General features: G+C 62.2%; 22 protein-coding genes. 3 read left to right on the top strand and 19 right to left on the bottom strand.

The genetic code is table 11. The features are described 5' to 3' along the window. Window positions 1–73 precede the first annotated feature (73 nt). Window positions 74–868 carry a hypothetical protein gene (locus G0D83_RS10680; protein WP_088664992.1) on the top strand — a complete coding sequence of 265 codons (795 nt, stop codon included), beginning with the start codon at window positions 74–76 and terminating at the stop codon, window positions 866–868. Window positions 869–872: 4 nt separating this feature from the next. On the opposite strand, the gene G0D83_RS10675 is transcribed toward G0D83_RS10680, so the two are convergent. The 5 genes from G0D83_RS10675 to G0D83_RS10655 form a co-directional block, all read right to left on the bottom strand. After that, complete coding sequence (locus G0D83_RS10675; protein WP_164193134.1) at window positions 873–2,873, bottom strand: type IV secretory system conjugative DNA transfer family protein; 2,001 nt, start codon at window positions 2,871–2,873, stop codon at window positions 873–875. Window positions 2,874–2,881: 8 nt separating this feature from the next. After that, a complete protein-coding gene (locus G0D83_RS10670; protein ID WP_164193130.1) occupies window positions 2,882–5,215 on the bottom strand; it encodes a relaxase/mobilization nuclease domain-containing protein in 2,334 nt (777 codons plus the stop codon). Then, entirely contained in the window at window positions 5,202–5,795 is a 594-nt protein-coding gene (locus G0D83_RS10665) for a transposase (RefSeq protein ID WP_164193126.1), read from the bottom strand. Before G0D83_RS10665 ends, G0D83_RS10670 begins: the two co-directional genes overlap by 14 nt. Window positions 5,796–6,359: 564 nt before the next feature. Continuing rightward, a complete protein-coding gene (locus tag G0D83_RS10660) occupies window positions 6,360–6,566 on the bottom strand; it encodes a hypothetical protein (protein ID WP_007120662.1) in 207 nt (68 codons plus the stop codon). Between the two features lie 536 nt (window positions 6,567–7,102). Next, the gene (locus G0D83_RS10655) at window positions 7,103–8,032 is read right to left on the bottom strand and encodes a DUF2493 domain-containing protein (RefSeq protein WP_164193123.1); all 930 of its coding nucleotides are present in this window, start codon (window positions 8,030–8,032) and stop codon (window positions 7,103–7,105) included. Between the two features lie 687 nt (window positions 8,033–8,719). Between G0D83_RS10655 and G0D83_RS10650 the strand changes: the two genes are divergently transcribed. Further along, complete coding sequence (locus G0D83_RS10650) at window positions 8,720–9,802, top strand: ATP-binding protein (RefSeq protein WP_081536350.1); 1,083 nt, start codon at window positions 8,720–8,722, stop codon at window positions 9,800–9,802. A 31-nt stretch (window positions 9,803–9,833) separates the two neighbouring features. Beyond that, entirely contained in the window at window positions 9,834–12,173 is a 2,340-nt protein-coding gene (locus tag G0D83_RS10645; RefSeq protein WP_235958037.1) for a S8 family peptidase, read from the top strand. Between the two features lie 166 nt (window positions 12,174–12,339). On the opposite strand, the gene G0D83_RS10640 is transcribed toward G0D83_RS10645, so the two are convergent. The 14 genes from G0D83_RS10640 to G0D83_RS10575 form a co-directional block, all read right to left on the bottom strand. Further along, a complete protein-coding gene (locus G0D83_RS10640) occupies window positions 12,340–13,068 on the bottom strand; it encodes a DUF736 family protein (protein WP_108887203.1) in 729 nt (242 codons plus the stop codon). A 125-nt stretch (window positions 13,069–13,193) separates the two neighbouring features. After that, a complete protein-coding gene (locus G0D83_RS10635; protein WP_164193116.1) occupies window positions 13,194–13,496 on the bottom strand; it encodes a hypothetical protein in 303 nt (100 codons plus the stop codon). A gap of 100 nt (window positions 13,497–13,596) precedes the next feature. Continuing rightward, entirely contained in the window at window positions 13,597–14,058 is a 462-nt protein-coding gene (locus tag G0D83_RS10630; protein WP_164193113.1) for a hypothetical protein, read from the bottom strand. Between the two features lies 1 nt (window position 14,059). After that, entirely contained in the window at window positions 14,060–14,446 is a 387-nt protein-coding gene (locus G0D83_RS10625; RefSeq protein ID WP_164193108.1) for a DUF6878 family protein, read from the bottom strand. A 119-nt stretch (window positions 14,447–14,565) separates the two neighbouring features. Continuing rightward, window positions 14,566–18,828 carry a bifunctional class I SAM-dependent methyltransferase/DEAD/DEAH box helicase gene (locus G0D83_RS10620; RefSeq protein ID WP_164193105.1) on the bottom strand — a complete coding sequence of 1,421 codons (4,263 nt, stop codon included), beginning with the start codon at window positions 18,826–18,828 and terminating at the stop codon, window positions 14,566–14,568. A 106-nt stretch (window positions 18,829–18,934) separates the two neighbouring features. Continuing rightward, window positions 18,935–19,210, bottom strand: a complete 276-nt coding sequence (locus G0D83_RS10615) for a type II toxin-antitoxin system RelE/ParE family toxin (protein ID WP_089963184.1) — start codon at window positions 19,208–19,210, stop codon at window positions 18,935–18,937. Next, window positions 19,197–19,496 (bottom strand): type II toxin-antitoxin system RelB/DinJ family antitoxin, encoded by a 300-nt coding sequence (locus G0D83_RS10610; RefSeq protein WP_044353023.1) that lies wholly within the window; start codon window positions 19,494–19,496, stop codon window positions 19,197–19,199. The genes G0D83_RS10615 and G0D83_RS10610 overlap by 14 nt, the downstream gene beginning before the upstream one ends. Before the next feature lie 104 nt (window positions 19,497–19,600). Next, window positions 19,601–20,257, bottom strand: a complete 657-nt coding sequence (locus tag G0D83_RS10605) for a hypothetical protein (protein ID WP_089963186.1) — start codon at window positions 20,255–20,257, stop codon at window positions 19,601–19,603. Then, entirely contained in the window at window positions 20,257–20,850 is a 594-nt protein-coding gene (locus G0D83_RS10600; RefSeq protein ID WP_089963187.1) for a regulator, read from the bottom strand. Before G0D83_RS10600 ends, G0D83_RS10605 begins: the two co-directional genes overlap by 1 nt. A gap of 72 nt (window positions 20,851–20,922) precedes the next feature. After that, window positions 20,923–22,905: a ParB/RepB/Spo0J family partition protein gene (locus G0D83_RS10595; RefSeq protein WP_164193102.1), complete on the bottom strand. Its 1,983-nt coding sequence runs from the start codon at window positions 22,903–22,905 to the stop codon at window positions 20,923–20,925. A gap of 156 nt (window positions 22,906–23,061) precedes the next feature. Beyond that, a complete protein-coding gene (locus G0D83_RS10590; RefSeq protein ID WP_164193099.1) occupies window positions 23,062–23,451 on the bottom strand; it encodes a DUF3768 domain-containing protein in 390 nt (129 codons plus the stop codon). Between the two features lie 87 nt (window positions 23,452–23,538). Continuing rightward, window positions 23,539–23,748 (bottom strand): DUF6330 family protein, encoded by a 210-nt coding sequence (locus G0D83_RS10585; RefSeq protein ID WP_164193094.1) that lies wholly within the window; start codon window positions 23,746–23,748, stop codon window positions 23,539–23,541. A 23-nt stretch (window positions 23,749–23,771) separates the two neighbouring features. Continuing rightward, on the bottom strand, window positions 23,772–24,710 hold the full coding sequence (locus tag G0D83_RS10580) for an ArdC family protein (protein WP_088726106.1): 939 nt from the start codon (window positions 24,708–24,710) through the stop codon (window positions 23,772–23,774). 40 nt (window positions 24,711–24,750) lie between these two features. Further along, on the bottom strand, window positions 24,751–25,236 hold the full coding sequence (locus G0D83_RS10575; RefSeq protein ID WP_164193091.1) for a hypothetical protein: 486 nt from the start codon (window positions 25,234–25,236) through the stop codon (window positions 24,751–24,753). Window positions 25,237–26,032 lie beyond the last annotated feature (796 nt).

The raw sequence follows: 26,032 nt of genomic DNA, 5'->3' as shown, positions 1-26,032 counted from the left end.
ATAGTCCGTATATTTTTTATTCGTATAATTTCTAGATGGACATGCAGGCGAGAGTCAAGGTAGGGATGCGCACATGAAGCTCGACGACCTCAAACATGCGCAGAGAGAGCGCCTGATCTTTCTGGACCGCTGCCTGACTTGGCGGGGTATGGCAAACCGCAAGGATCTGATCGACCGCTTCGGTATTTCGACCGCGCAGGCAGCGCTGGACTTCCGTGTCTATCTCGGTCTCGCGCACAGTTCACCGCCGACCTATGATCCGGTGCGAAAGACCTACATAGCTGCTAGCGAACACGAGGCTTTAGCACCATCCGGCCTGACCGAAGCCTTCGCTATCCTGACGAGCGACGATGAAGACACGCCTTCGTCCGCGTTGCCTCGACCGGAACGGAAGGCAGATCAAAGGACCATCGCGTTTCTTCATCAAGCAATCAGGTCGGGGAAAGCCGTCCACGTCCGATACACATCGATGTCGTCCGGTGCCGACGACGGGCAGTGGATCGCGCCGACCCGCTTCACGTCCGACGGTGAAAGCGTGCACGTGCGCGCCCACAGTTTCAAGCACGGTGAATATCGGAACTACCTCCCGATCCGCATCGATCCTGACAGCTCTTTCGAGGAGAAACTCATAGACAAGCCTCTGCCGGAGGACGTGGATTGGAATACTCGAGCAATCATCTGGCTGAGACCAAAGACAGGACTTTCAGAAGAGCAAGCAAAGGTCGTCAGACGTGAATTCGGCTTTGAAGGCGAATGGCTTCGTATCGAAACCAGAAGAGCGCTGGAGTTCTTTTTTGATCGTCGATGGGGATTGGATACCGTAGGCGCACGGCTTGAGCGCGCGAAAACGGACTACGAGCCAATATGAATAACTAAATCCCTTCTCGTACGCCGTTCTTGCTCCGCTCCATAGTTGCCTCCAACATATCGAGACCATCGACGGCGGAGCGCATCTGCACCTCATCAACTACGCTCGCAGCTTCAGCATCCACGACCTGACCCCCAAAATCCATCTCCATCTGGCGCTGTTCCTCAGCAATGACGGCTTGAACGACAGGCGCGGTCTTCTTTGGGGAGACGTCGGTTTGCCCTGACGTTTGACTACCAGCATCTTGGCGTGCGGTCTCCACAACGACGTCAGACCCACCTGGTCCGTTCGCTGGCGGAGTCATCGGCATGGCGCGCACACTCAGCGGTAGCGTGCCATGCGATCCCCCTCCCCCCGGCTCCGGAAACGGCAATTCGCCCGTCTGTGCCGCGTGGATCGCCTTGAACAGCCGATCGTCAAAATACTGAATCCGCTTCGCACGGACCGGCATCTGAGCATCGATAACCATGACAATCTCGTCGAGCGGCAGGCGGCGCGCCTCATCTTCGGGCAACAACGAGCTCTCTTCAGTCCGTGTGGATTGGCTGCGCCCTTCAAAGGGGTTCTTGCCGATGGACTGGGATCGCGTGATGACGGTCTTCGTGGTCTTGCCGACCGCCTTGCTCAGCTCCTCGACGGTCTTTTCATCGGAGGGCGTGAGGTAAAGTTTCACACCCGCATTGCCCTGCAGCGCACGGCGCGTGTTTTCACCATAGATTTCATCGAGGGCGGGGATCGTTTGCGTGACTACGGCCAGGTGGCCGCGATAGGTACGCAGGGTCTCGATGCTCTCGACCACGATGGGCATCTTGCCCAAGCGGTTGAACTCGTCGAGCATGATCATCACGGGCCAGGGTTCATCCGGCCCGGGGTCCTTTTCCTGCATGGCGGAGAGGAGATCGGAGAAGAAGAGCCGGATGAGGGGTGCCAATGGTTTCACCATCAGCGGCTGGACCACGAGGTAGACCGAAAAGGGTTTCTTGCGGATCGTCCGGAAATCAAAGTCCGAAACAGCCGTCGCCTCATCGATCGCCGGGTTCTGCCATTGGTCGAGCCCCGAGGTCATCAGGAGCGAGACGTAAGACGTCAGCGTGTCGTTGTTGGTCGAGGCCAGCCGCGTGAAGATCAGCTTGGCCGCCCGGTTGTCGACCTCGTGGCCCCGCGCGAAGTATTCCTTCTGCTTGTTCCCTCCCGACGCCGCGATGCGATAGATCTCGCCCAAGGTGGGGCGCTTGCGTTGGAATGCCAGCAGGCCTGCCGCCACGAAGAGATCGATCCCGCCTTTGAGGAGACCCTGCACCCGGTCGTTGTCACTCTGCAAGAAGAGCGTCGCGAGGAGCTGCAGTTCCATCTGCTGGCGCGCGGGATCTTTCAGCTCAAAGATGCGCAGGAGCGGGTTGTAGCGATGCGTGCGCTTGCCCTCCCAATCAGTGGGGGCAAAGCGATAGACCTTGTCGCCTTGCGCCGCGCGGTGCCGGGCCGTGGCCTCGAAACACTCGCCCTTTACATCGAGCGTCACGGCGGAGCCTTGCCAGGTCAGCAGGTTCGGAATGACAAAGCCCGTAGTCTTGCCGCGGCCCGTGGGCGCCACGATCAGCGCATGCGGAAAAACCTTCGAGCAGATGTAATTGGCGCGGGAGCCCGGCGTCCCCAGCTTGCCGAGGATGAACCCGGTCCCGGGCGCCCCGAAGAAGCCATTGGCCTTCATCTCTCGCGCACTTTGCCAATGGGTCTGGCCAAAGCGTGTGAGGGCCGAGCCTGAAAGGGCGAGACTCAGCATCAGGCCGGCGGCGGCGAAGCTGCCGATGATCAAGTGAATAAGTTGGGCGTCCTCCGGGCGGCGATCCAGGATCGCCAGATAGTTCTGCGCGATATAGGCAAAGTCGATCTCGGCCCCGAAGCCGAGATCCTGGTAGGTCAGTACGGCCGAAGCGATGGTATAGCCCATGGCCCCAGTCACAAGCGTCACCAGCAAAACGCCTGTGGCGATCCGTGCTTTGCCCATTGCGGCGCTCAATGGACCTGACCCCGCTCAGTCTCGCTGTCCAGATCAGCGGCGCGATGCCGTTCGTATTCGGTGTCAGCCAGATCATCGACCACCTGGCGCAAGGCCTCCGTGTTGGCCGTCGCGGCATCGGATTGCAGATAGACCTTGGCGACATAGAGCCGGTCGAGGCGGTCCTCGAGAACCTTGTCCAGCGCATCGGCATCACCGGATGTGAGCCGCTCGAGTTGGCGCTCATCAAGCACCCGCGCGATCTCCTCGCGGAAAGCTTCCCGCTCCGCTACAGTCTCGAAGGGCGCAGACAACTCCCCGGCCCGCTCATGCTCCAGGACACGCGCAATCTCGTCTGCAAGGCGGTCGGCACGGTCAGACTGCGGCGCAGTTTCACCGCGGGTTGCGAGGAGTGCGTCGCGCGTTCCAGACCCAAGCCCATCGCGCATCTCGGTTTCGCGGCGGACCTGATTGATGGCCTCTGTGTCCCGTATCTCGACGACGGCGGCATAGGTCGCGCCGAGCCCACGGGCGAGGTGGGAGGGCATGTCCGGATAGCGCGCGCGCAAGTCATCCGTGACAGCATCTGCAACGGGCGTGCGGAGGTCGCGTCCCTCCATGATCCGGTCGACCTCGCGGGTGATCTCGCTGGCGCGGGCCGCATCGGTGATGGTCTCCCTATAGGGCTCAGACCGGTCGATCACATCGCCGGGGCGTGCGAGCAGGTCCGGGTGTGCTTCGAGATACGTGCGCTGCTCCGTCTCGATCCGGCGCTCCGCTCGCGAGACAACCTCCCAATCCCGGTCCTCGATCTGCTGCGCTGTCAGACCGTCTGCGCGCATCTCCTGACGGATTGTCCCTTCCATCGCCCGGACCGCGTCCTCATGATAATGGAACTGCTCGCTGACCGGTTCCGCTTCCATGACACCATCCCGGCGGAGCACGTTCTCGCGCTCCAACAGCGTACCAAGCGCGACATGCACATCGTTGAGAATGGCTCGCGCCTGTTCCAGATCGGCGCGGCGTTCAAGGTTCAGATCGCGCGTCTCGGCCACTTTGGAGAGATCATTGGCGATCCATTGATGCTCGAGCGCTGCATTTGAGGCGCCCGTCTCGATCCGGGCCACCACTTCCGATGTGCTGATCCCGGTGCCCCGAAGTGCCGCGTCAATGCGCGATCTCAGGTCGGGCTCGGCCAGACGCTCGCGCTGGCTGGCGTCGATATTGGCTTCGGAATAGATCCCGCCCTCCGAGGGGGTCTCTGACAGCGTGGATGATCGCAATCCGAGAGGCTGCATGGGCTGGACCTGCGTCTGGATCTCGATGAGACGTTTTTCCAGCACGGGACGTTCCGCGTCAGGCTTTTCGGCGATCATGCCCTGCACCCGCGCGAGCTTTTCCGCATAGAGGCTTCTCAGATCCTCGAAGCTTTGATCCTCGGCCATATACACATCTCCTGTTCGGTCCACCTGTCCGCCATGCGCCAGCACCTCGCCCGCGCGGAAGAGTGCCGCGGCAATATCCTCGCGGGCCTCGCGCGAAGCCTCCGCGGCAAGCGAATGGTAGACGGTTCTGGTATTGGCGATCTCCGCCAGCGTCCCGGTCAGGTCCTGCCCCACGCGTTCGCGCTCGCGGGGTGCGCGCCCCTCTTCTTTCGCCGCATAGACCTCGCGGGTAGGGGCTGGGTAATGCACGACGCCGCGATCCACCCGCCGCGTGGCCTCCAGCCGTACACCATACTTTTCCGCCTCCTCGACCATGGCGAGGCGGAAGTCGTCATAGTTGAAGCGGTGGTTGCGCCCCAGAAAGAAGAACTCGCCTTCCTGCGAGCGACGGTTCAACACCAGATGCGCATGGGGGTGACCGCGGTCCTCATGCACCGCGATGATGTAGTCGAAATGCCCTTCGTCGGTCTGGAAGAACCGCTCGGCCACGTCGGTCGCGATGTCGCGCACATCCTCCCCGCGCGTGCCGATGGGGAAGGACATGAGCATGTGGGTGGTCTGCCCGAGCTTGGGTTTGAAGCCCGCATCCCACCGCTTGGCAAAGCGAGCGGTCAGGTCCTTGATGTCGCCCGCCTCGAGCTTCGCCTTGCCATCCAGGAACCCGCTACTGTCCACGATATGGGTAGACTTGGTGGTGAGGTAATCGAGCTGGTTTGCGAGCTGCGATTTGGTATGCGTGCCCCCGCCCCGGATCGCCTTGAAGACCGCTGGCCGATGCCCCGCTGCCGCGCGCACAAGCTGGGTCTGCTTGGCCACGTGCAGCCCCTGCATCGAGCCTCGGATGCGGCTCCAGCCGTCCCGAAAGACCTCGCCCGTGACGGCGTCGACGGCATCATTCAGCCGCATGCGCAAACTCCCTCAGCGCGGCCGTGGCCTGCAGCTTCATTGCGTCCCGACGGCGGCGCAAAAGCAGATCGATCTCGTCAGCGGAATCCAGGATGAACCGCGCCAGCCCGCGCATCTGCGCTAGGCGCAATTCGGTGAACTCGGCACCCGCTTTCGCCGTCGTCCCCTGCCCCATCCGGTTGGCCTTCGTCATCTGTTTGGCGATCTGCGCGACCCCGTTGCCGACCTCATGTAGCGAGGCCCTGTAGCGCGCCATCTCGGCTGCCATCTGCGCGTCCGGAACAAACACCCCGCCTGCCGCCTGGATGAGCCGCCGCAGCCCCTCGGCCCGGCTCTCGATCCCCGCCTTCGCCAACACCGCGTCGAGCGCCGCAAGCTCCGCAGCCGTGACCTTCAAACTGACCGCCGAGACCGGGATCGCGGCATCCGTCTGACGCTCGGCATCGGCTTTCAGGACGTAGCGCACGGCCCGCGATGTGACCTCGAAACGCTCAGCCAGCTCAGACGTCGACACACCTTCCGCGGCCTCGCGGACGATCTGCATCTTCTCGATCTCTGTCAGGCGTTTTGTTCGGGACATGCGGAAGAAAGACCCCCTATTTCCTGCCACCTTCCACAAAGGCTGCCCCTACCTTACGATAATATATCGGGCTGTCAATTATATACTTATGTTGCATTGATGCTCAGGCAGCCTTGGTGTCCGCTTCACGCCGCGGCCCGCAGGGACGCGGCTCTGCCGCCCTCACCACCGGGCGACCCACCTGTCCAATGGGTCGCCTTCCCCAGCACCGCCCGAGGGTCTGGCCGAACACGCATGTGTTCGGACGGAGCCGCGGGCGGGCGCAAACCCCACCGACAGGGCGGACAGGCAGGGTCAAGGAGGGCCAGATTTGGGTCCCCAAATCTCTGCCGCAAAAACCGGGAGGCCCTGGCCGATAGGTTTTTGTGGATGGCCCCCTTGAGGCTGCCTGGCCGGTCTGTCGCGGCCCGATCATTCCGGGCGGCGATCGTCCTTTGAGCGCGCGGCTACCGGCACCAAGAGGAGGTCGCTATCGGCGATCACCCACGTTGGGGACGGCATCCCTGGAACAGGGATCGGGCCGCCCCAAGATCGTCTCGGGGCGGCCCATCCTCGTCAGAGGATTTAGTCCTGGGGGTCCTTTGCGCTCGGCGGGAACATCACCAGCTCCGAGACCGCGACCGGGAAGTCGAGCTTGAGGCTGAAGAACTCCGAGCCGTCCCCGTTGCGGGTGTTGCGGAACATTGCACCCACGCGCTGGAAGCGGGTGCGCTCCTGGCCATCGGTGTCGGTGAACTTGACGGGGACGGTGGCGACGTAGTGGTTGGTCATTTGGGTTACTCCTTGTTGCGATGGGGATCTGCCAGCACGGGGGCAGGAGGCCCGGTCGCAAGCGCAAATGCGGAGGGTCCGCGGCTCCGCCGTGGAAGCCGTATTTGTGCTTGCCGAAGCGTGAGCTGAGGGCACGGACGGGCCGACCCCGTGCGATCCACATCTATGAGCAAAAAGGAGTGATCCGGATGATCTTTGCCATCACGCAGCCGCCACCTTCCGCGTCCGCGTCCCGCCAAGCCTGGCCGGGGAGCTGACGGAGCCCGCCCGCGTGGATGCGATGTTCCGAAACACGCCCCGAGGGACGTGCAGGGCTTCAGCCTCATGTGCGACGTCTCGACCCCTCGGTCTTGCGCTGCTGACGATGTGCGAGGTGCGCACCATCCCCATCCCGTACCGATGCGGATGGGCCGCACGCTGACGGACCGGGTAGAGGGATGACGGTGCTGGACGCCGTGAGCTGCCGATCACGCGTAACCGACCGCACGCGCCATGAGATATGACGAAAGGGCCGCGCCAAGCGCGACCCCCTCTCTTCAATCCTGCGCAGTCTTCTTCGCCGGGTCAGCAACCCGCATGACCGTCAGGCCTTTCGCTTCCGCTTTCTGCCCGAGGTTCAGCGCGACCCCGTTGCCGCCGAAGAGCACAACCCCCGTCGCCGCGAACTTGTCGTCCAGCATTTCGTCGTTGCATTTGAACGGTGCCGCCCGTCCGTGAGCGGACCAGCGCGGATCGAAGCGCGCCTGCGCGATACCCCGTGCCCGGGCCCACCGCGCCGCAATCATCTCCGCCCCGTGCTTGCCACCCTTGTGGCAGAGGAATATCTCCTGATTGCGGTTCTGCTCGATCCGCTCGCGAACCTTGTCGAGCGTATTGAAGATCACATCGACATCGGTCCAGTCGGTGGCGCCTGAGACGATCAGGGGCACCCCCTCGACTTTGGATTTCTCGGCAGTCTCGCGGTCGTGCTGCTCCAGGAGCTGCCGCGCCTCGAAGACCGCCCCGGTCTCTTGCGCCCGGGTGCTTGCGCGCGATCCGGCTGCCGGGATGAAGGCGTGGCCCGTCTCGACCTCGTAGCATTCCGCTGCGGCCTCGCTCATCACCTCGATTGCGCCGACGATATCGCGCAGCTGCAGAAAGCGCGACTGCGCCTCTTCGAGCGCGGTCTCGGCAATCTCGGATCCATCGTGGGATTTTGCGAGCGCGCCGATCTTGTCAGCGGTGCGGTCGACCTCCTTGCCGAGCGCCACCTTGCGGCGCTGCAGGATCGTGGCGAGCCCGTGCGCCAGCGGTTCGATTTCCGCTTCGAGCCCGGTCCCGCGCAGCTGCCCGAGCAGAGCCTCGAAGCTCTCGCGGATGATGCGGTCGGTCAGAACGTGATCCTCCGGGATCGGCAGCTGTGCGTCCTTCTCGGTCAGCCCGAAAAGCTCGATGGTCTCGTAGGTGTTTGCGGTGTCGTAAGCCATGTTCTTATCTCCAGTGTTCGGTTCCAAGGCCTCCACGTGAGTGTGGGGGCATGGCCGAATGCCTGGTTTCCGAATCTGCCCGGGTCAGGGACGGCGCAGCCGCCGGCTTGCCGGGCGCAAAAGTTTTCCGAGCGCAGCACCCGACACAGGCCCGCGCTCACGCACGGGATCGCCCCAAGCCATATGTACCGCCCTCGCCGAAAAGTTTTGCGATCCTTGACGCGGGCTGATTTGGGTGCCATCCGGAGGATATGCTTCCGCACTCATGTGTGTGTGTTTTGACGGTAGGTTTGCCCGACCCGAGCAGGCAAACGGCCCGACCGGACGCGGGAGACGGATGGAGTGGCGGGATCGTTTTGCTCTCAAGCAAAACAGACCAGAGCGCAATCCGGCGGAGCGGCCGGGGAGGGACGTGCTCGCGAGGCGGGCAAACCGGGGGCCTAGGTGCAACGCCGCGGTGAGGCCGCATGGCCGAATGCGCGACGGACCGAAGGGCCGTTCTCCCCTGCGACACGCGAAGCCGAGCGGGGGAGGCCGCAAGGCAAGCATCCAAGTCGATGCTCGAGAGCACAAAACCGACACACTCTGCTTCCAAACAGCGCAAATTGTCTGGTCTGCTGAGGGGTTCGAATGTAGAAAAGACCTTAGTATCATTGAAAATGATCATTCAGAAAGAGCAACTCGACCTTGGCTTCCGCCCAACAACTCATCGGTCTCGTCAAGAGCCACGCAGAAGGGGACGCTGATCGTTTTTACGATCTGGCGATGCAACTCTCTGCGGCTGAAGAGCAGAAGGGACATACCCGTCTGGCTGAACAGTTGCGACAATGGGCCGAAGCGGGACAGAAGCCGCCTTCGAAGCGAACCCCTGCGATCACTCCTATCGCAACACCCCGCGGTGATCTGGCGGAGTTCCTTGCCGCGTCCTATCCGACCGAGCGCCTCGTCGATGTCATCTTGCCAGACAGGATTGAGAGCGAACTCGCGCATCTCGTTGTAGAGACACGAATGCGCGAAAAGCTCGAGGCGAAAGGGTTGAAGCCACGGCGGCGCGTTCTCCTCTCCGGTCCTCCCGGAACCGGCAAGACCCTGAGTGCTTCAGCGCTTGCCGGTGAGCTGCAGTACCCTCTCTTTTCGGTCATGCTCCACGGACTGATCACAAAATTCATGGGTGAAACAGCGCAGAAGCTGAAGATGATATTCGATGCCGTCAAGACGACGCGCGGTATCTATCTCTTCGACGAAATCGACGCTTTGGCCGCGGCCCGGGGCGGTGAGAACGATGTCGGTGAGGCCCGGCGGGTTCTGAACTCGTTCCTGCAATTCCTGGATGAGGATACCGGGCCTTCGATCGTCATTGCCACTACAAACCTGCCGGGAATTCTTGACCGCGCTGTGCTGCGCCGCTTTGATCTTGTTTTGCCATATGTCATGCCCGATGGCCCTGCCATTCGGCAGGCGCTCGAACGCCGTTTGATCGGCTTCTCACTCGCTCGCATGGGATGGAAACGGGTTATAGACGTTGCCACAGGCCTCTCAACGGCCGATGTTGTGGCAGCGGCGGAAGATGCCGCTCGACGTGCTGTTCTGAATGATACCGACAAGATTGCGACACAGGATTTGCTTGATGCCCTCGAACGCCGACGGTCGCTCCAAGAACTAGGGACCGATGACAATGGCACGAGACCTTCGGCACTTCCACCTTCGCAATCTCGGACAACCTCGCCCGTTCCAAGCAAAGGGCGGGGGCGGGTCCAAAAGACCAAGTGATGTCCCCAATCGCGCGGCGCACGCCCAAGCATTGCTTCAGGCCATCGACGCGCTGCCAGATATTCCAGCAGCCGAACTTCCCGGCGTCTATCTGGAAGTACGCTCGCGTATCGACGAGCGCCTGAAGAAAGGCAGCCTCGACGCTAGTGGCCTGACTCTCCTTCGCGTCGCCGAGACCCCTGATCCCGGTGGCACCGAAGAGCGCGCGACGGTGTTTGCGACAGCCAAGGGTATTGAAAAGCTGCGCAAGAAGGTCGAGCAGTTTCGGACGGAAGACACACCCGACCGGGAAAAGGATGGTGAATTCATCCCAGGCCGTCCGAAGAACGCGGATCTAGTGCAGAGCGTCGCTGCCATCACGGAAGCGGGATTGCGTGCCCTCTGGCGCAGCCCTTCAGGCAAATTTCCAGCAGCGGATGTTGCGACCGTCTGGGAGGTTTGGCTCGAGCCTCAAATGACCGAAGGTTTCGTCGCGGCCGCACCAAACTATGGCGTTACCGTGGGAGCAGATCGGCTGGAGTTTCCCGAAGATATCGTTGTGATCGTAGAGGCCGATCGCAATCAGCTCGCCCAAGCCGTCCGCCGACTAGGCGGCGTGCGCGCCCTTGCTGCTCCCACCATCACAGCGGATTTCTTCGACGGCTTGCCGGTGGCAGAACAGGCGCAGTGGGTCGACGAACTCGCGGGTCGTACGACCTACACTGACAATCCCGATCCTAGCTACGTCACGCTTTTGGATACCGGTGTCAGTCGCGCGCATCCTCTCATTCAGCCGGCGCTCAGCGTGGATGACCGACATGCCGCCAACCCGGCCTGGGGGCTGGAGGATGTGAAGGGCCATGGCACGCAGATGGGAGGACTGGCGCTCTTTGGAGACCTGACGCCGAAACTGCACCAGGCGAATCCGGTTTCTGTCGTGAACCGTCTGGAATCCGTGAAGCTGCTGCCTGATGCAGGGATGAACCCGCATCATCTCCTCGGCGCGGTTACCAGGCAGGCGATCAATACAGTAGAACAGGTCGGCCCCCGGCGCCGGACCTTCACCATGACCACGACGACGGGTGAGGACACCCCGCATGACGGCGCGCCGACGTCATGGTCGACGGAGGTCGATCAGCTCGCCGCCGGTGTTTCAGGTGAGGTGAAACAACAACGCTTGGTGCTTGTCTCCGCAGGGAATACCGACAACTTCACCTTTGGTGCCGGAAACTACCTGGACCGATGCGATCACGAAGACAACGAAATCGAGTCGCCGGCCCAGGCATGGAATGTTCTGTCTGTTGGGGCCTTTACAGAGAAGACCGTACTGCCAGACGGAGAGCCGGCCCAGGCGCTTGCACCATTCGGCGATCTATCGCCAGCTTCGAGAACTGCATCGTGGTCGTCCCATTGGCCGAACAAGCCGGACGTCGTCCTTGAGGGTGGAAACTGGGCGCTAAGTGCCATGCCACCGCCAATGCGGCATGGATGGTTATCGCTGCTTTCGACTCACCACAATTACCCAGTCCGATCCTTCACATTCACCTTCGATACCAGCGCGGCGACCGCGCTTGCCGCGAAGGATGTAACGGAACTCTGGTCGGACTATCCGACGCTTTGGCCCGAGACAGTGCGTGGTCTCTACGTGTCGTCAGCGCGGTGGACGCAGCAGATGCGTGCGCATCTGCCGGCCCAGCCAAACAAGGGTCACTTCACGCCCCTTTTTCAGCGCTATGGGTATGGTGTGCCGGACATGGCGCGTGCCCGCCGCAGCGCGTCGAACGCGCTGACCCTCATCGTGGAAGATACGATTACGCCGTACGGGATTTCAGAGAAGACCGGCGGTGATGTCCACAATGAAATGAAGCTGTTCGCCCTTCCCTGGCCCGTTGAGGCTTTGCGCGCGCTCGGCAATGCCGATGTGACCTTGCGGGTGGCACTCAGTAGCTTTATCGCTCCGAACCCGTCCGAAGCCTCGCGCGGCGTTCGGTATCGCTACGCGTCCCACAACTTACGTTTCCAACTCAATCGCGCTGGCGAGAACGAAGCCCAATTTCTGGCCCGGATCAGCAAGGCGGCCGAACAGCCCGATGGTCCTGCAAGCGACGAAGATGATCTTTGGGACTTCGGTAGCAATCGGCGCCATGTCGGGTCGCTCCATATAGATCAGCTGACATGTAGGGCTTCAGATCTGGCGCGGCGCAACTTGCTGGCTGTTCACCCAGTCACCGGTTGGTGGAAGTCGAAAAAGCTTCTCGCTGAGAGTTTGCCTTCCGTACGCTACGCACTGATTGTGGAAATCGACGCAGCAGAGTTGGACACCGAGCTCTACGCCGAGGTTCAAGTTGCTGTTGACGCATTGATTGCCGCTCAAGCAGTTGTACAAGTCTGACTTTAATCGAAACTCCGCGCGGCACTTCCGATCTAGCAGTCTCATCTACACCGGAACGCCATATGAAGTGGCAGTTCGATCGCTCTATTGAAGCAAGCACAGCAAAAGGGGAACCGTGAACCCACGGCTCCCCTTGCAGTTCAGATGTTCAAGCCTCGTACCAAGGTCACGCGACCAGCGACAGCCCCGCGCCCGCATCGTGCGACGGCTCACCGCTATCGATGAACGGGATGATCGAGAAGGTCTGACCGCCGCGCTGCTCTTCGTTCTGCACGGCGTTCACGCGCAGATCACCATCGGGCGTGTTGATCAGCAGCGAAAGGTAGTCATTGCCCGTGCGGCTGCTCTTGGCCATCCACGCCGAGCCAACGCGGATCGGCGTGCCCCGGGGCGAGCTGACCTCGATGCGGTAGTCTGGGTGGGTCTCCTCGGACTTGTAGCTGTTCTCGATCAGCATGAACTCCAGATCGAACATCATATTGGCGATGTAGCCGGTGAAGGCGTTGTCAGCGTCCATGGCGGTGAGCTCGCCCGAGATCGAGCCGGATTTCATCAGGCCGTTCGAGACCAGCGGGATGATCTCGAATTCGCCGCTCTGGGCCGCGCGCGCTTCCTTCGTCTGCACGGCATTGACGCGGAACGGGCCCAAACCGACATCGATCTGCATCGAGATGTAGGGATTGCCGCTGGTCGTACCGGTCTCGTTCCAGGCCGTACCGATGCGCACCTTGCGGCCAGACTTGTTGACCGCCGTCACGTCGTAATCCGGGCTGCGTTCGGACATCTTGGCCCGCGCTTCCAGCTGGATGGCGATATCAAAGCGCGTCGAGTGGATCATGCCGGTGTACTCGGCGGCTGCGGTCTCGACATTGCGGGTGAGGGTTCCTGCGAACATGGGATATTTCCTTCTTGGATTGGCCGGTGCCTGACGTTCTTGTCAGCGCATCCGGGATTGCTTTCTCGACCCCTCCTGGGATCACAAATCAGAAAGCCTGCTTTCCTTTCATCCCCGCCCGTGGGTCAGGGCTGTCGTCCGAATGGGTGTGCCACCGCGCGCCCGGGTGCTGCGCCCCTCTCCTGTCCGTCTGATCTTGATTGGCGGCCCGGATTTTCCGCGGCGTCCTTCGATTGCGCGATGAAGAACTCCGCCTCTTTGCCGTTCAACCGGTGCCCGCTTCGGTCGGTCAGGCCGATGCAGCTATCATTCGGCACATAGGTGATGAGGTACTGACCGAGCCGGTCCTTGTGCACAACGTAGCCGGTATTGGCCCAATGCACGGTCTGCCCGGCATCGACCGCGGCTTTGATTTCATCGAGTGTCATGTGACCCTCCTCAAGTAGAATGGTGGGTAAACGACGCAAGAAGCCCGATCTTCCAACCGGGCTTCCGTGCGGCATTCAATTGGCAAAAAGCCGGGTCCTGTCAGGCACTCTGCGCCACTTGCATCGCGCGCGCCGCCATCCAATCCTTCAGGCCAAGAACCGTTCGTCCGGAGGCGACCTCGGAGGCCCAGGCAACCCTTGGATCGCCGCAGGGCTCGGAGCCGACATGCCGGTCGATATGGCCATTGGCCATCCATGGCTCGGGCTGGATCCGTCGCAGCCAGTCCGCCATGCTCGGGATGCGGCCCTGGCAGTCTTCGCGGACATGCTGTTCGCCGATCCAGCGCACGGGGATGTCCCGACCAGCGCTATTGGTCAGGGTCAGGCCGAAAACCCGTTCCGCCTCGAACAGGCCTTGAGCGTGGTGGCGCATGGCTCGGTGCGTAAAGAGCGCGAGGTGCTCTTTCGAGGCATCGAACCAGTCATGTATGGACTGATAGTCAGACGGCACCCCGCCGAATTTCCGCGCAGAGCTTTCAGCATGATGAAGCGGATGGGCCATCTCAAAGACCCTCGACATAGCTGTGCGAACATTCGACATAGCGGTCCGCGTGATCGAGGGTGATGCTGTCGTTGCGCAAGTCCCAGGTCAGCGTGCCGTAGCCGCCCTCGTTATTTTCGAACCCCGGGTGATGGTGATAGGCGAGCGACCAGGCGAAATCGCCAATCTCTGTGGCAAGCGCCTCCGGCAGTCGGACCTCTGCAGGCTGAACCGTCACATCCTCGACATTGCCGGAGTCGCCATAGCCTTCGTATTCGGCAGTCACCTCGCTGATGCCAAGCGCACGTAGTTGCGCGAGCAGCTCCGCTCGAGATGCCTTCAAGGTGGTTTCGCGCTCCGCGCGCCACTGAGCCGCCATTGCGGCATAGTCGATCTGGGGATTGGTCATGGGTCTGTCCTCTTGTCTGCAATTGGGGGGCCGCGCGTGGCATTGGCCCGCGCGCCCGGAAAGCGCAGACCGGCCAAATCCCGATCCGCGACGCCCGACCCAAAGCCCGCTTTGGCTTTTCAGGCGGCTTGTTCTGACGTCATGGCGGCTTCCTGCCCCACGATCCGGGCCAGAATGCTTCCCGTGTCGATCCCGTCCCCATGCGGCATGAACACCCGCAACTGGAAGGCGATGATCTCGGTGAAGCAGCCGAGGGCCTTGAGGCCGTCGATCATGCCCTTGTCGGCGCCGCCCAACTCAAGGCGCATCTCGCCTGCGACCCGGCGACGGGTCAGGGTCAGACCCCGGCCCAGATCGACAGGCGCGGTGGTGCCGAGGGCGGCGGTCAACATCTCCTGCGGTGTTTGCGGGTTGGACACGAGGAAGCGGGCGCGCAGCGCGGCCGCGCCTTGCTCGCTCAGAGTCCGCCCGATCATCGCGGTCGCCCCGTCGGGCGTGACCCGGTAGATGCGCTCATTGGTGGTCGGAATGTCCTTCCAGATCGGCAACAGCAGCCCTGTCAACAGGTAGAGCTTGGTCGTGGTGGTCTTGGGCAAGGAGGCAGCCTCGGCATCCCAAAGCCTTGCAAACTCGGGCTTACCGATGTTCTCCCAGGCCGAGGACTCGAACCGCGCCTCTTCGAGATAGCTTGACCCGTTTGGCCGCACCACCTTGCGCATCAGCGTGACGATGTCCTCGTCATACATCTGCATGGGCCGCGCCGAGATGAGCGCCGCGCGATCTGAGGCGCGATTGACCATCGGCAGCTTGTCGGGGTTGCGCGACAGGGCGTCATCCCCCGACAGCACGTGGACCGGGTCCGTCACCTCAAGTCCGATGATCCGCGTCACGGCGCCAGATTTCAGGCAGGTCCAGAGATCTTCCGTGGAGACCTGTTCTATCTTGTCGCCGCGCAGGGTTTCCACGCCGAGATCGAGCGTGCCCGCCGTGCGCGCCCGTTCGGTCTGATCAGCGATCCGGCGCATGAACTCGGCAAAGAGCGCGTTCTGCATGTGGATAGGCAGCGCCAGCACCCTGTTCAGAAACCGCTGGATCGGTGGAAGCTCCTCGAGCAGCACCCCGTCCTTGTCGATCAGCCGCAGGGCGGTCCAGTCGGTGAAGCTTTCGTAGCTCATCGCCTCGGCGCGCCCGGCGGCAATATCGGCGAAATACTCGCGCAGGGCCGCCCTTGCGATCGGGCTTTCGAGATTGTCCTCCTCGCGGAACATGCCTTGCGAGCCGGTCTCGCGCTGACCCTTGGTCAAGGCCCCCAGCTGGTCGAGGCGCTTGGCTATAGTCGAGGTGAAACGCTTTTCGCCATGCACATCCGAGGTGCAGACCCGGAAGAAGGGCGCGCTGACCTGAGCCGAGCGATGCGTGCGCCCGAGCCCCTGGATGGCCGCATCCGCGCGCCAGCCGGGCTCCAGAAGATAGTGCCGCCGCCGTTTCTGGTTCTTCGCCGTTTGCGCCGCGTGATAGGACCGGCCCGTGCCACCTGCATCGGAAAAGATCAGTATATCTTTCTCGCCGTCCATGAAGGCTTGGGTCTCGGAGGAATTGCTGCTGGCGACGCGCTTCTCGATGAAGAGATGGCCGTCCTCGGCTTTCAAAGGCCGGATCGATCGACCGGTGACCTCGGCGACGGCCTCTTCACCAAAGGCCCAGAGGATCTGGTCGAGCGCCGAGGGGATCGGGGCCAGAGTCATCAACTCCATCATAGCCGCATCACGCAAGGCGAGCGCCTCGCGCGAGACAACGAGCGCGCCATTGGCATCCCGCAAGGGCTCGACCACCATGTTGCCGTCGATCTCGACCAGCTTTTGCGCATGGATCGGGAAGGCCTGTTCGAGGTAGCCAAGAACATAGTCGCGCGGCGTCAAGGCCCCCTCGACGAGCTCATCTTCTGCGTCCATCGTCTCAAGCCGCCGCTTCAACAGGCTTTCGCCTGTCGAGACCACCTGGATGACGCAAGCCTTGCCCGCCGCCAGGTCGTCCTCGATGGCGCGGATGATGGTCGGGGCTTTCATGCCCATCAGGAGATGGTTGAAGAACCGCTGCTTCGTGCTCTCGAAGCGGGACTTGGCCGAAGCGCGTGCGGCCGAAGCATTGGTCTCGCCCGAGGCGTCATTGACACCAGTCGCGGTCAGTGCCGCCTCGAGATTGTGGTGGATCGTCCGAAACGCGCCCGCATAGGCGTCGTAGACCTCGATCTGGGCCGGGGTCAGCGCGTGTTCCAACACATCGTATTCAACACCGTCGAAGCTGAGGGCGCGCGCCGTGTAGAGCCCGAGCGTCTTGAGATCACGGGCGACCACTTCCATCGCCGCGACACCGCCCGCCTCCATCGCCGAGACGAAGCTCTCGCGGCTTGGAAATGGGTATTCGGGCCCCTGCCCCCAGAGACCGAGACGCGCGGCATAGGCCAGGTTGTGCACGCTCGTGGCGCCGGTAGCCGAGATGTAGAAGACGCGAGCGCGGGGTGCTGCCAGTTGCAGCCGCAGGCCAGCAAGGCCTTGCTGGGAGGGTTTGACCCCCCTGCCCTGCTCGGACCCGGCCGCGTTCTGCATGGCATGGGCCTCATCAAAGGCCAGCACGCCTTCAAAGTCTTCGCCCATCCAGTCGAGGATCTGGCTCAGCCGCGTGGTGCCGCATTTGCCCGCGGACCGCAGCGTGGCGTAGGTGACAAAGAGGATGCCGTCACCCATCGGGATGGGCTGTTCCGGTTTCCATTTTGAGAGCGGCTGGATGTCGGCGGGCGAGCCGCCAAGATCGGTCCAGTCGCGGATCGCGTCCTCGATGAGCGTGGCGGATTTGGAGACCCAGATCGCCTTTCTGCGTCCAGCGAGCCAGTTCACCAGGATGAGCCCGGCGCATTCGCGCCCCTTGCCGCAGCCCGTGCCGTCACCGAGGAAGTAGCCAAGGCGATAAGCATTGGCGTCCGGGTCATCATCGGCACGGGTGAGTTTGGTCTGGTCGTCGTCGATGGTGAACCGCCCCGGCAGGTCACGCCCATGGGCATCATGGGCCATGATGATGGTCTCGAGCTGAGCCTCGGAGAGATGCCCATCCTCGATCAGCCTGGCAGGCAGGCGCAATTCCGCACTGGCCGCGCCAGAAGGCACGGGCGGCGCCACGGAAGCCATGGCGATGCTTTCGACCAAGGGCGTGGGATGTTCCTGCGCACCAGCGATCTCGATCCGCTGAGGGCGATAGCGCGCATAGATATCCGAGACGGGCGTGTTGTCGCGCGCGGCCTCAAGGCTTGTGAAAGTGAGCGGTATGGCGGCGTTGGTCTGAGCGTTGGACGCCACAACTCTAGCAACTGGTCGCTTGCGCGTGACAGGTACTGGACCGACCGATCGCGCATGAGGGTTTTTCGCCGCCTGTTGTACGGGGCGCGCCTCGGGCCGGGTTGCGGCCACGGCGTCGGCAAAAGGAAGGGCTTCATCCAAGTCCCTGACGCTGGCGCGGATCATCTCTCCGTCCTCCTGCACCTTGTCGAAGACCATCAGCTGGGTTTCCACAGAGGTGCCGAGCTTGCGGTAAACCTGTCCCGGCATCGTGAGGGCCAAGCGCGGCGTCAGGAGACCGCAAGCGCGGGACCAATGCGCGGCATCGCGTTCGGGCGTGAATCCCGGCGGCATGATCGCCACCAGCCGCCCGCCATGCGCGAGACGCTTTGCAGCCGCAATGAGATGTTTGGCGGCGATGTGCTTGTCGCGGGAGCGATCGACCGAGGAGGCGAACGGCGGGTTCATCACCACGATGTCGGGTAGAACCGGCGTCTGCAGCAGATCGTCGATATGCTCGCCGTCATGGCCCGTCGCCTCGCCGCCGAAGACCGCGCGCAATAGGCTATGGCGAAAGGGGTCGATTTCATTGAGAGAAAGCGTGGCACCGGCCCGGGCAGCAAAACCGGCCAAAGCACCGGTGCCAGCCGAGGGCTCCAGCACGGTCTCGCCCTTGCGAATGGCTGCCGCCCGCACGGCCAAGGCGGCAAATGGCAGTGGCGTGGAAAACTGCTGCAACCGGATCTGCTGCTCGGAGCGGCGGGTTTCCGTCAGCAGCCGTGAGGCAAGCAGTTTTGCGGCGAAGTAATCATCCTCACTGTTGTCGCCACGTAGCAGCGCCTGCACAGCCGCCGCCTGCATCAGGTCATAGGCCTTCCGCCAGTCCCAGGCGCCCCCGGCATCACTGCCAAGAAAGGTCTCTCGCATGATGCGTGCGAGCGCTGAGCTGCGCAGGGGTTGGTGGTCGATCTCCGTGCCGATCTGCTCGAGGGCAGAGACGAAGTTAGCTTTGGATTCAATAGGATCGGGGAGCGTTGAGCAGGGCTTGGACATGGGGAATTCCTTTGGATCAGGGTCTGAGTTCCAAAGGAGAAAAAGCCCGCTCTACACTTTGAAGGCGTAGAGCGGGCAATTTCTTAGCGGGGGGCCTGCACCCCCATCATGGCCACTGCTGCGCAGCATGAAGAACGCGTAAAATGGTCACCATCTCAAGGCTTTCAGCATAAACCACGATGTAGTTCGGCCGAATAACCATCTCCCTAGTCCCGTCCACACGGCCCGCGCGGTACATCTGAGGGCGTTCTGGAAGGAGGGACGTCTTGTGTTCAATCTCGTCTTTGAGAACTTGGGCGGCATCCGGGTTGTCGTCAGAGATGTAGTCAATGATTGCCAGCAAGTCGGCGATGGCCGTCGCTTTCCATTCAAGATTTGGCAAGGCGCTTCCCGTCAATCAATGCCTGAGCGTCTTGCATCGCCTTGGCATGGGGCGTTGTGGGCCTTGGATCGTCTAGCGCTTCCTGTACCTTCGCCCGGAACCAGGCGTCATAGGCATCCGGATCAGCGGTCAATCCGGCAGGCAAGCCGCCTTCTGCGGCCACGCGGGTCAGAAGAATACGCACCGCGTCGGAGAGCGTCAGACCGACGCCCGCAAGTGCGTCCGAAGCCTGTGCTTTCAGCTGATCGTCAACACGGACATGAAGCATGGATGTTTGGGCAGGCATGGATGGTCCTCCAGTTGATGGGAGCGATGTATCTCATTTGAGATACGATCTCAAGGCGGCAGTATGTGTGCACGTGGTCCCGTGGTGTTGTCTCCGCGGGAAACTCAGCCACCCTGCCCCGCGAGATACTCCGCCAGCACCGGGCTGGCAGCACCTTTCGCGGAGCTGAGCAGCTCAGAACCCGCAAGCGTGGCCTTCGAGAGGCGTACGAGCCCGCCGGTTTCCTCGATCCGGTAGCAGCGGCGTTTTTGCCGCCCCCGCTTGTAGTGGGTCGCGGTGACGATCTGGCATGTACTGCCATCGGTGAGCGTCACAGGGGTGGCGAGCCTGATCTTGTCGCCTTCCTCGTAGTTCGGGATCGAAGCCCATTCCCGGCAGCGCTGGCGCCAGTCCCGGGCGTAGCTGTCCGGGTCTTTCAGGTCGGAGAGAAGTTCGATCAGCGCAAGGGGCGCGCGCGACGCGTTCGGGCCAGCGCTTTCCTCCATATCCTTGTAGCCCCAACACCCATCGTCGTAGGCGGTGAGGAAGACGGCGGCGAAAGTGATCGAGCCGTCAGGATCGGTGACATAGGTCGCGTCCTCGACAGGGGTGCCATCACGATTGGTAACCCTAGCCGCCGCATACCAGGTTGAGCCGACCTTGCAGGCTTTCACCAGTTCGGTTTTGCGCGTGTCGCCCTCAAAGGTGCAAAGCCGGGTGATCTCTGCTTTCTCATCCGCGTAGGATTTGACGCGGCCGTCGGTGTAGAAGAGCCAACCCATTACGCCGCCCTCCGGTCATCGATTTCCATCAGCGTATCGAGCGGCACGCGGTAGGGCTGCATGGCGTCGAAATCCTCGCAATTGCCGCAGTTCTGAACGATCGCGAAGGTGTCGCAGGCATCCTTGAGGATGACCCGGAAGGTACCGCCAAGACCTGAAGGCACCTCGTAGGTCCCGCCGATCAGATAGTCCGAGGCCCGGCGCACGAAGACGCGGATGCTGTGGCCATCGGTGGCGAGCCGGATCGCCCCCTGCCCCCGATCGATGAGCGCCTGCACATCGTCAAGGATGTCCGTGTAGAACTGGCCGGTCAGATCGCGAAACGCCATGCGGCGCTGCGCCATCCAGTCGGCATCCCGAAAAGGGTTCATACCTTGGGCGAAAGCGAAGGACGGATCGGCCTGTTCGGTCGTGACGATGCGGGTGGTCGTGCCGTCGATGCCGTTCGAGCGCAGATGCACACCATTGCCGACGATGAGGATCAGGGCGGGCCTGTCCACGGGTCCGTTCCAGTTGGGCAGGAAGGTCTTGCAGGCGCGCGCATGAGCGATTTGCGCCGCAACAGCGGAGGCAGAGAACTTGAGAATAGCCATGGGGATGTCTTTCTGTTCGGTTTGGAAGGGTCGACGCGCGCGGGGAATGCCTCGCGCGGGTCGCGTGAGGACTCAGGCCGCTTGCGCGATCTCGCTGTCAGGCTCGGGAGATTGCGAGGCATGCTCCGCCTCATCACAGGCGACGCCGGCGGTCTGCATCATGGGCGGGCACCAGGCGGCCACAGCAGCGCGCTGCGCGTCCGTGAGCGTCGCGAAAGGCTCGGCGAAGAGCTTGTCGCAGAAGGCGACGATCTCTTTCTTGCTCGACGAGGCCAGCGTCACCGCCTCCTGGGCCAGACCCAGATCTTCGCCGAGGATCTTCAGGAGCCAGGCCTTCTTGAAGCGGTTGAAGAGCGCCGCATTTGGCGTCCAGTGGGCGCGGATGTCGGGCATGATCTCGATCTCGAAGTCATGCATCAGGCTGTCGCGCTGGCGGTCCCGTGCGAAGCAGGACTGCGTCGTGCTGGCGGTCGCATAGGCCACGAGCTTGGCCTTCTCGCCGGCCTCCAGCGCGCGAAACGCCGCGAACTGATCGGCGGGCGAACGGTTGTCATCGAGCCAGGAGAGGTCCAGCGCATCATGCGCCGCCGCCACCTGCTCAAGCGAGGTCTCGTCGATCTCGTCCATTTTGGCATGGCTGCGGTATTCCTTGCGGGCATCGATCTTGATCGCCTGCGTGACGCTCATGCCGCTGGCCAGAACATCACTGACCAGCTTGAAGAGCGTCAGATCGAGCGTGGCCTCGGGATGCAGCGCCATCGCGGCGCCGAGGGCCATGGCCCGCTCCGTCTTGAGGTCCTCTGCCAACGAGGCCGGGTAGCTGATTTCACCAGCGTCGGGGGCCTCCTCTCCGCTGGTGTTGGTCGACGAACCGCGCGCGCCCTCCTCTTTCACGGTGTCCTCGGGGCGCACGAGGCCGATATGGAGCGTAATCTTTCCACCCTGCCACGACGCGATCACCCCGGACCGCGCGAGGTCCTCGGCGCTATAGGCCTCCTGCAGATCGCGCGCTTCGTCTTCCAGAGCGTCCACGCGCTCGTAAAGGGCATTGTAGGCATCGTCTTCGAGCCCCTCATCCTCCATCTCGAGCTGCAGTTTCTCAAGCTCGGCGGTGATCTCATCGATGCGCTTCTGGCTCGCCTCATCCGGCTCGATCGGGCTGGGATAGACTCGGCCATAGTCGGCCATGGTCGCGTAATCGTAGCGGACCACCGAATCGGCCCAAGCAAAGCCCAGCTTTATGCGGGCCTCCTCGGCGGCGGCCGCGAGCTTCTCGAGCAGGATGGTTTCGACCAGCGCAGCGTCTTCCAGCACCGAATGCTCTTCCAGGAGATCGGCCGCGATCGCTCCGCCGCGGGCCTCGTATTCCTCGCGCACGAAAGTACCGATGTCGTCGCTGACCTGCACCCCGCGCGATTTGAGCGCCTGACGGACGGTGTAGGCCTGCAAGTAGCTGTCTTCCTTGGTGAGCGCCTCGAAGACCTCGCGCTGCACTTCCTGGCTCGGATGCTCAGCAAAGGCCTTCATCGTGTCGAGTGTGATTGTCTTCGCGCGAGCCGCCGCGCGAATGTCGGGATGAATGAGACCGTAGCGCAGGCGGCCTTTCACGGCAGCGACTGTGGTGCCGAAGGTCCTGGCGATGGTCTCGGGGGTCTGGCCATCGACCTCCATCATCCGCGCGAAGGCCTCGAACTCGTCAATCGCGTTCATCGGGGCTTGCGTGATGTTCTCGGCGAGCGACAAGGCCGTGGTGACGTCGCAGTCGTCCCGGACGAGACGGCAGTCCACCTTGGTTTTCGCCGTGAACCCCTTGACGGCCTTGTCCGCGACCAGCTCTTTCAGCGCGGCATGGCGCCGGCCACCGGCAAGCACGGCATATTTGCCGTCGAGCTTCTGGACAAGGAGCGGCTGGAGCAGGCCCAGTACGGCGATGCTGGCCTTCAGATGGGCGATGTTCTCGGGGTCGTAGGTTTCCGGGGAGTTGCTACGCACATTGGCTGGATGGGCAGTCAGATCGCCGATGGCGACGGAGACGGGTTTGAAGCTTGCGGTCATGGGATGTCCTTTTCGATGGGTATGGTGAGATCCGCGCGTTCACGCACGTGACCAATCCCCGGCTTCGGGGATCAAAAGGACAAAAGGCCCACTCTCCCTTTGAGGGGTCGGTGGGCCTTCATTGCCTGAGATGTCGGGGAGGAGTCCCCTGCCCTTCTACCAGTCGCGCGCCAGCATGATGGTCAGCACGCGCGTGGTGGTCGTGGGGTTGTCCGGGGTCTCGGCTCCGTAGCGAAAGTCGGAATCCGCTTCATACAGATCGATTTTCCAGAACACGGTCTCGCCGCGGACCGTGACCGACCCGAAATCATGCCATCCCTCCGGGTCGTTCTCGGGCTCGAACGTGGCAAACTCACCGGTCGCCTTCACCGCCTCGGCCATGAAGCCGTCACCAGCCTCCATGAGCGAACGGGTAACATGCATCCGGCCTTGGATGGGCTGCGCGGGCGGCACTCCAAGGCACGCGAGTTTGCGGAACGCGTCGTTCTGCGCCGCGATCACGGTCGGATCCGGACGGTCTGACTGGGGTTGAACGGTCATGGACATGGGTCTTTCCTTTGAGAAGTTGAAACACCCTTCCCAAAGCCTGCTTTTTCTTTTCCGCGGGGCGGAGGAACCGAAGCAGAAGGTGCCCTACCCGAACAGCCCCTTGGGTCTGTAATTCGGGTTGGGGATGGTTTCGATCCAGCCGCCCTGGTCCGTGATGCTCTCGAGCGCTGCCGAGAGCGGATAAGCGCCCTCGGCAGCGCTCCACCAATAGGCACCGCGCTTGAAGGTGATGATCTTGCGGCGGCCGTCGTTGAAGCAGGCCATCCGCAGCGTTTTGGGTTCCTTACTTGACATGGGAGTCTCCGTTCTCCGTGTGGTCAGGCGGCCTCGGCACTGCGCCCTGCCCTGCCCGTCTCCGATCTGGCGATCAGATAGTCGCAGGCGCGCTGCGCATCCGCGGCGTGCTTGAAGATCGCACCCTTGTCCGACCGAAGGACCCGTAACCAGTTGTGGAGATAGGCGGCATTCATCTCGAGCGTATGGGCCGTGAAGCCGAGCGTCTGACCCAGGAAAACCGAGGTCAATTCCGCGACGATCTCCTCGCGCGCATAGGAGGTGTTGCCGAACTTCGAGAACCCGAAATCACGGTTCAGTCGATGGGGGGCTTTCGTGGCATGGGCCAGCTCATGCGCCCAGACCCCGTAGAAGTTCCGCGGGTTTTCGAACCGCGCGATCGACGGCATGAAGACCTTGTCCACGGGCGGCAAATAGTAGGCTTCTGTTCCCGTGAAAACGGTCGTGATGTCGATAGCATCGAAAAACGCCTGCATGTGCGGGATGGGCTCGGACGGCGGATGCTCGGGCACGGGCTCCGGGTCGGGGAAGAAGCTGTCGGGCAAGCCATCGATCTGGCAGGCGTTGAACACGCGGTAGGATTTCTGGAAGCGGAATACGCGGGCCTCCTCGGAGCGATCATCCCTCTCCCCGTGGTCATCCTCGCCGCCGGCGTCCCTCCGGCTTTGACCGTAGTAAACGACGACAGAGGACTTCTCGCCCTTGCGGACCTTCGCATCCAACGCATTGGCTTGCGGCAGCGTCATCCAGAAGGGCGAGCTGTGCCCCGCCATCACGGTGCGCATGGTTAGCAGGAAGTTGTTCACCCCTTGGTAGGGTTCCCCGCCCACGCGCAGGGGGCGAGAGCTGCCGCCTGCGGTCCAGGGCTTTCGCCACGGCAGGACGCCGCGCTCGATGATGCGGATGATTTCGTTCGTGATGACCTCGGAGGCATCGAATTTGGGCGTGCGGGATCGGGCCATGGCTGGCGTCCTTTCGTGTGTTGGTGAGAGAATTTAGGGGTCAGGTTGACTGGCGGGGGCGCGGATCGTTGACGATCCTCGCGCCGAGCCGCTCGACCATGTCGATGTAGGTGGTCAGCGAGACAGACTGGCCGGCACCTGAATGGTCAGCGTCAACCGATCTGCCTCGTGTCACACGGGGCAGGTTCGCGAAGCCGATGCCATCGGTGACGGGTCGGATATCGATGAACGGCGTCCCTCGCGCGACCGCAAGAGAGGCCACGGGAAAGCGCTCGATTGGCGCGTGGGTGGATACGGTGGCGCAGCCGAGATGGAGGAACGTTCCACCCGCCCTGCAGATCACATGGGCATTCGGCAGCGTCGCCGCCTGCCTGAGATAGCCGAGATCACGCAGGACGGTCTGGCGTTCGAGCCGCTGTGCCAGCGCCGTCTGGCCAGTTCGGCGCAGCTCTCTATGTCGCCACCAGGAGGCCGCGGTTGCGCGGAGCACGCGCAAGACACCTGTTTGCATGGAAATGCCCTTCATCCGGAACGGCAGACCGGAACCCGGCCCGGACCCATCTGAGGGACCCCAAAGGCCCTCATCCGTCAGTCACAAAACCCGAAGAACACTTTCACTTTTCGTGGACCAAACCCATGAAACACCCAACCGCCACCGAACTGTACTGGTACGACGGGATCAGAACTTCCACAGGGCCCATCGGCTAGACCTGTGGCGGCTCCTTCTTCACGAGATAGCCCAAACCGCTCAATCGGCCCGCAACTGCCAACTTCTTCATAAAGCGTGCTGATGCTTTGGCTTCCCGCCGATGTAGCGGATCGGCACCCTGGAAAGGGAAACCATGTCGATGATGGCTGTTATGGGCATAATTTCCCATCGCGAACACTAAAACACAATAACCCATTGTTATTAAATCGCTTTCATCCACCGGATGGATCAGATCATTCCGCAACCAACATCAAAGCACTCTTTTGAAGAGTTCGGGTGTCATGAAATCAAGAGATTAAGTTGCACCCGCTGTTCTGCGATGTCCTCGCCGTCCACTACGACCAAATCAGTGGAACGCGGGACCGCTGGCAACCAGCTGCTGCGCTTGAGGAACCGATTGCCTCGCTGGCCATGTCGCCATTATCGAAGTGACTGAGAAGTTACCGGCTCCCCGCGTGCGGGAATTCGAGGATCGAGCCCTTGGTCAAACGGTTTTGGCAACCATCGATCGTCTGCTCCTTGTGCGCTGCGGCCCGTAGCCACGATATCATGCAACAGACATCCACAACCTACCTCTCAGGCATTAGCACCGATGAAGGCCAAGGGAATATCC

Source organism: Salipiger sp. PrR003, from assembly GCF_010500785.1.
GTDB classification, from domain to species: Bacteria; Pseudomonadota; Alphaproteobacteria; order Rhodobacterales; family Rhodobacteraceae; genus Salipiger; species Salipiger pacificus_A.
Note: the sequence above shows the minus strand (reverse complement) of the source record. Positions and strands in the feature narration are given on the sequence as shown.